General features: G+C 71.0%; 6 protein-coding genes and 1 pseudogene. 5 read left to right on the plus strand and 2 right to left on the minus strand.

The genetic code is table 11. The features are described from left to right. The 3 genes and pseudogenes from ACWEVN_RS46540 to dnaB all read left to right on the plus strand — a co-directional run. Window positions 1-219: pseudogene (locus ACWEVN_RS46540) on the plus strand (hypothetical protein); the annotation flags it as partial. A 108-nt stretch (window positions 220-327) separates the two neighbouring features. Further along, window positions 328-1,116: an ESX secretion-associated protein EspG gene (locus tag ACWEVN_RS46545; protein ID WP_452055543.1), complete on the plus strand. Its 789-nt coding sequence runs from the start codon at window positions 328-330 to the stop codon at window positions 1,114-1,116. Window positions 1,117-1,622: 506 nt separating this feature from the next. Next, on the plus strand, window positions 1,623-3,026 hold the full coding sequence (dnaB, locus tag ACWEVN_RS46550) for a replicative DNA helicase (protein ID WP_449684000.1): 1,404 nt from the start codon (window positions 1,623-1,625) through the stop codon (window positions 3,024-3,026). Here the strand turns inward: dnaB and ACWEVN_RS46555 are convergent. Beyond that, on the minus strand, window positions 3,023-3,475 hold the full coding sequence (locus ACWEVN_RS46555; protein WP_449684001.1) for a MarR family winged helix-turn-helix transcriptional regulator: 453 nt from the start codon (window positions 3,473-3,475) through the stop codon (window positions 3,023-3,025). The two genes, dnaB and ACWEVN_RS46555, sit on opposite strands and share 4 nt — an antisense overlap. A 25-nt stretch (window positions 3,476-3,500) precedes the next feature. Here ACWEVN_RS46555 and ACWEVN_RS46560 point away from each other — a divergent pair, with 25 nt between their 5' ends. Both ACWEVN_RS46560 and ACWEVN_RS46565 read left to right on the plus strand, forming a co-directional pair. Then, window positions 3,501-3,710: a hypothetical protein gene (locus ACWEVN_RS46560; RefSeq protein WP_452055544.1), complete on the plus strand. Its 210-nt coding sequence runs from the start codon at window positions 3,501-3,503 to the stop codon at window positions 3,708-3,710. A 30-nt stretch (window positions 3,711-3,740) separates the two neighbouring features. Then, on the plus strand, window positions 3,741-4,511 hold the full coding sequence (locus ACWEVN_RS46565) for a dioxygenase family protein (RefSeq protein ID WP_452055545.1): 771 nt from the start codon (window positions 3,741-3,743) through the stop codon (window positions 4,509-4,511). Between the two features lie 224 nt (window positions 4,512-4,735). Here the strand turns inward: ACWEVN_RS46565 and ACWEVN_RS46570 are convergent. Further along, window positions 4,736-4,945 (minus strand): hypothetical protein (locus ACWEVN_RS46570; protein ID WP_452055546.1); only part of this gene is annotated, 210 nt, incomplete at its 5' end.

Genomic DNA, 4,945 nt, shown 5'->3' on the forward strand with positions numbered 1-4,945 from the left:
GGCCGGGGCGGCGCGGGTGCCGGCGGCGCGATGGGCGGTGCGGCGGCGGGCCGCGCCGGTGCCTCCGGGATGGGTGGCATGGGCGGCATGCACCCCGGCGGCGCCAAGGGCCAGGGCGGCGGCGACGAGGAACGCACGTCGAAGTACCTGCTCGGCGACGACCCGAACGACATCTTCGGCACCGACGAGCTGACCGCACCGCCGGTCATCGGCGAGTAGCGCACGCGGGACCGCCGGGCGCGTGCCAAGATGGGCGCGCCCGGGCGTTTCCCGTGATCACCGGGTTCGATTTCTTTCTGTGTCCGATTCTTTCTGGGGGCAAGCGCGGTGCTGGACAGGCAGGTCACCATCTCGACCGGCACCCTGATCAACCTGATCCGGCGCCGGGGCGGCGAGCCGCACACGGTGCTGTCCGAGACGCCGACCTGGTACAGCGACGAGGCCCAGCGCGCCGAGGACGAGCAGACCAACGCCGAGCTCGCGAAGGCCGGGCTGTTCGGCCCGCGCGGCATGCACCCCGGGTTCGTCGCGACGATCGAAGCGATCGCCCGGCCACAGCTGGAGTACTACGGCTGGATCGACGGCGGGTTCCAGGGCAAACCGGTGAGCTACCGGTTACTGGCGGGCAGCGCCGGCGGCGAGGCGTTCGTGCTGGCCAAGCACGAGGAGCTGGACGCCGTCGTGCTGGAGTCGTCGCGGTCCGGCGAGCTGCTCGACGACTTCCTCGGCCAGATCCCGAAGCTGGCGCCGGGCCGCGGGACACCGCTCGCGGTGCCGAAGAGCCTGCTCGAGGGCACTGCCCGCGGCGACGACGGCGGATTCGCGGTGCTCCGCGGCGACCGTCCGGCCGAGGGTTCGCAGGAGGTCGAGGAGCTCCGCCGGATCCTCGCGTTGCGCCGGATGGGGAGCGGCAGCCTCTACGTCGCGGCCCGCAGCCGCACCGGCGCGCGGCACCGGATCGAACGCCCGGTGAACTACATCGATACCTCGGAAGGCCGCTGGCTGACCGAGGAGGTTCCGGGACGCGGCGAGAACCGGATCGCCTTCACCCCGGCCGACCAGCGCGTTCTCGCCGAACGGTTACGCAGCGCACAGGGCCGGCTCACCGCGGCCTGAGTGACGGGCCGTTCAGCCCGCCGGGTTACGCGTCTACCCTCCGTGATTTTCATCCACAGGCCGCTCGGTCCAATGGGTTCGAGCTGGTCCACGACACGCCGAAGAACGGACTTCTCGCGACACGCCGGACGAGTTTTCCGCGAGTTCTCCACACCTTGTACACAGCCCTTGACCAGCGCATTCACCAAAGCCGATCACGCTTGTCCCCAACTTGTCCACAGCTCTCGCGGCACCTGTGATTGGTTACCCCCGTTCATCCCCAGGTTGTCCACAGATGGGTCCCCACCCTGAATTGCCATCGGCCTTCCGGGGGATCTAGCGTGCCCGCTCGGGCCTGTACTCACGGTGGCGCTCCGCGTGTCTGCGGCAGCCGGCCGGCGTTGTCGCCGATCATCGGGGGACGAGGTCCGGGCGGCCGGCTGCACGAGCACCGGCCACGTGCTTCGAGAGCGAAGATCCGGCATAATCGAACGGGTGTTCGACATGATGAGGAGGTGTCCGGGGCGGTGGCTCTGACCGACGACCGCAGTCCGATGTATGCGGAGGAAGACCCGGGGCCCAGCGACCCCGGCCCGGGCGGGTTCGACCGCCAGCCGCCGCAGGACATCCCGGCCGAGCAGTCCGTGCTCGGCGGCATGCTGCTGTCGAAGGACGCGGTCGCCGACGTCATCGAGGCGCTCGGCCCCGACGACTTCTACAAGCCGGCGCACCAGGCGATCTACGACTGCATCCTCGACCTCTACGGCCGCGGCGAGCCGGCCGACCCGATCACGGTGTCGGCCGAGCTGGAGCGGCGCGGGGAGCTGGGCCGCGTCGGCGGCGCGCCCTACCTGCACACGCTGATCGCGACGGTGCCGACGGCGGCGAACGCGGGCTACTACGCGGAAATCGTCTCGGAGAAGGCGGTGCTGCGCCGGCTCGTCGAGGCGGGCACCCGGATCGTGCAGTACGGCTACGGCGCGGCGGCGGGCGACGGCGCGAACATCGACGAGGTCGTCGACCGCGCGCAAGCCGCGATCTACGACGTCACCGAGCGGCGGACCAGCGAGGACTACGTCGCGCTGGAAGAACTGCTGCAGCCGACAATGGACGAGATCGACGCGATCGCCTCGCGCGGCGGCCAGTCCCAGGGCATCCCGACCGGGTTCGCCGACTTCGACGAGCTGACCAACGGCCTGCACCCCGGGCAGATGATCATCGTCGCCGCCCGCCCCGGTGTCGGCAAGTCGACCCTCGGCCTGGACTTCGCGCGGTCGGCGTCGATCCGGCACGGCATGACCAGCGTCATCTTCTCGCTGGAAATGAGCCGCACCGAGATCGTCATGCGCATGCTGTCGGCCGAGGCCAAGATCCGCCTCGCCGACATGCGCGGCGGCAAGATGTCGGACGACGACTGGACGCGCCTGGCCCGCCGGATGAGCGAGGTCTCCGAGGCGCCGCTGTTCGTCGACGACTCGCCGAACATGACGATGATGGAGATCCGCGCGAAGGCCCGGCGGCTGAAGCAGCGCCACGACCTCAAGCTCGTCGTCCTCGACTACCTCCAGCTGATGACGTCCGGCAAGCGCGTCGAGTCCCGGCAGCAGGAAGTCTCGGAGTTCTCCCGGCAGATGAAGCTGCTGGCGAAGGAGATCGAGGTCCCGGTGATCGCGATCAGCCAGCTGAACCGTGGTCCGGAACAGCGCACGGACAAGCGCCCGATGCTGTCCGACCTGCGTGAGTCCGGCTCCCTGGAGCAGGACGCCGACCTCGTCATCCTGGTCAACCGCCCGGACGCCTGGGAGCGCGACGACCCGCGCGCGGGCGAGGCCGACCTGATCATCGCGAAGCACCGCGCCGGCCCGACGGCGACGATCACGGTCGCGCACCAGCTGCACTACAGCCGCTTCGTCGACCTCTCCCACGACTAGCCGAGGGCGCTGTACCCGCGGACGAACGCCGTGAGGAGGCGGCCGAACGTGTCGCGGTCCTCCTCCGGCCAGTCCGCCATGACCTCGGCGAACACGCCGCGGCGGAAGGCGTGCATCTCCTCGAGGTGGGCCTGGCCGGCCTCGGTCGGCACGAGCACCGCACGCCGTCCATCGCGCTGATCGGCTTCGCGGCGCAGCAATCCCTGGTCGACCGCGCGCGCCACGAGCCGGCTGGCGCGTGGCTGGTCGACGCCCATCGCCGCGCTCAAGGCCGTCACCGTGCCGGGCTCTCCGCGCTCGGCGAGCTCTTCGACGACGTCGAGCAGCTCGAACACCGGGTCGTGCGCACCGCGGCCCCTCGCCTTGCCGATCCGGCTCAGCGCCCGCCGTTGCTGGCTGCGGCGGATCGCGATCATCGCGCGCTCGACGTCGGCCACGGCGTCCGTCATGGTTGCTCCACCTCCGAAATCCTCCATGGCCCAGGTCCTCGACGCGGAGTCGCTGACCCGCCGGCACTGGCAGGTACTCAACACGATCGCCCTCGGGGCCCGCACGCCGGAGCAGGTCGACGCGGCCATGGCGCCGTTCGTCACCGGCGAGGGCTCGACGCCTTGGAGCGGTGCGCCGCCAACCTCGAAGCCGCCTGAGGAATATCCCGGGGCTCCGCGACGTCAGGTACGCTAGTAGTTGAACTTTCAATCACTGGAGCCGTCGATGACCCGCACCCCGGTCCTCTACCTCAGCCACGGAGCGCCGCCGCTCGCCGACGACGCCACGTGGACCCGCCAGCTCGCCGCCTGGTCGGCCGACCTGCCGAAGCCCCGTGCGATCCTGATCGTGTCGGCGCACTGGGAGGAAGCGCCGCTGACCATCGGCGCGACGACGACCGTGCCGCTCGTGTACGACTTCTGGGGCTTCCCCGAGCGCTACTACCAGGTGCAGTACGCGGCTCCCGGTGCCCCGGAGCTCGCGGCCAAGGTCCGGAAGCTGCTCCACTCGACCGAAACGCCGGTGCACGACGCCCCGGAGCGCGGCCTCGACCACGGCGCCTACGTGCCGCTGGTCGAGATGTTCCCGGCCGCCGACGTCCCGGTGCTGCAGGTTTCGATGCCCTCGCTCGACCCGCAGGAGCTGTTCGACCTCGGCCGCAAGCTCGCACCGTTGCGCGACGAAGGCGTGCTGATCATCGGCAGCGGCTTCTTCACCCACAACCTGAGCGGCATGGCCCGCGCCACCGACGGGACGCCGCCGGCGTGGTCGGCCGAGTTCGACCACTGGGGCGACGAGGTCCTGCGCAGCGGGGACGTCGACACGCTGCTCGACTTCCGGCACAAGGCCCCGGCGGCGACGCTCGCGCACCCGCGGATCGAGCACTTCGCGCCGCTGTTCGTCTCCCTCGGCGCCACCTCGGACGAGGGCTCCGGCCGCACGGTGATCGACGGCTTCTGGCACGGCCTGGCGAAGCGTTCCCTCCAGTTCTCCTGATCGGCCCGAAGACGCAAGCGAGCCCCAGGAGCCGGGTGGCTCCTGGGGCTCGTCGTCTCCAGGGAAGGAGAGCTATTCGGTGTTCGCGGGAGGCCCGCGTCCGCGGTCCGTCGCCGGAGCGCTCCGTGCGAGGTCACCCTCGCGGCGCGGTGGAGCGCCGGGCGGCTTGATCGCGGGGATCGTGGGCCGGCGGGTTCCCGGGAGAACCCGCCGGCTTCACCGCACTACTTGCGCTTGACCAGGCCCATCAGCTTCGCGAGGAAGCCGGTGGAGTCCAGGCCCGACATCGCCGGCACCTGCGGGGTGCTGTCCAGCACCGGCAGCTTGGCGTTCACCGGCACGGCCGGGGCGACGGGCAGTGCCGTCGGCAGGGCGGCCGGGACCTCCAGCGGCAGCGCCGGCGCCGCGACGGGCAGGCCGGTGGCCGGCACGTC

Source organism: Amycolatopsis sp. NPDC003861 (genome assembly GCF_053605405.1).

Bases quoted from the DNA above. Each gene is read 5' to 3' on its own strand.
- ACWEVN_RS46555 (WP_449684001.1), bottom strand. From the start codon at position 3,475: ATGACGGACGCCGTGGCCGACGTCGAGCGCGCGATGATCGCGATCCGC.
- ACWEVN_RS46560 (WP_452055544.1), top strand. From the start codon at position 3,501: ATGGCCCAGGTCCTCGACGCGGAGTCGCTGACCCGCCGGCACTGGCAG.
- ACWEVN_RS46565 (WP_452055545.1), top strand. From the start codon at position 3,741: ATGACCCGCACCCCGGTCCTCTACCTCAGCCACGGAGCGCCGCCGCTC.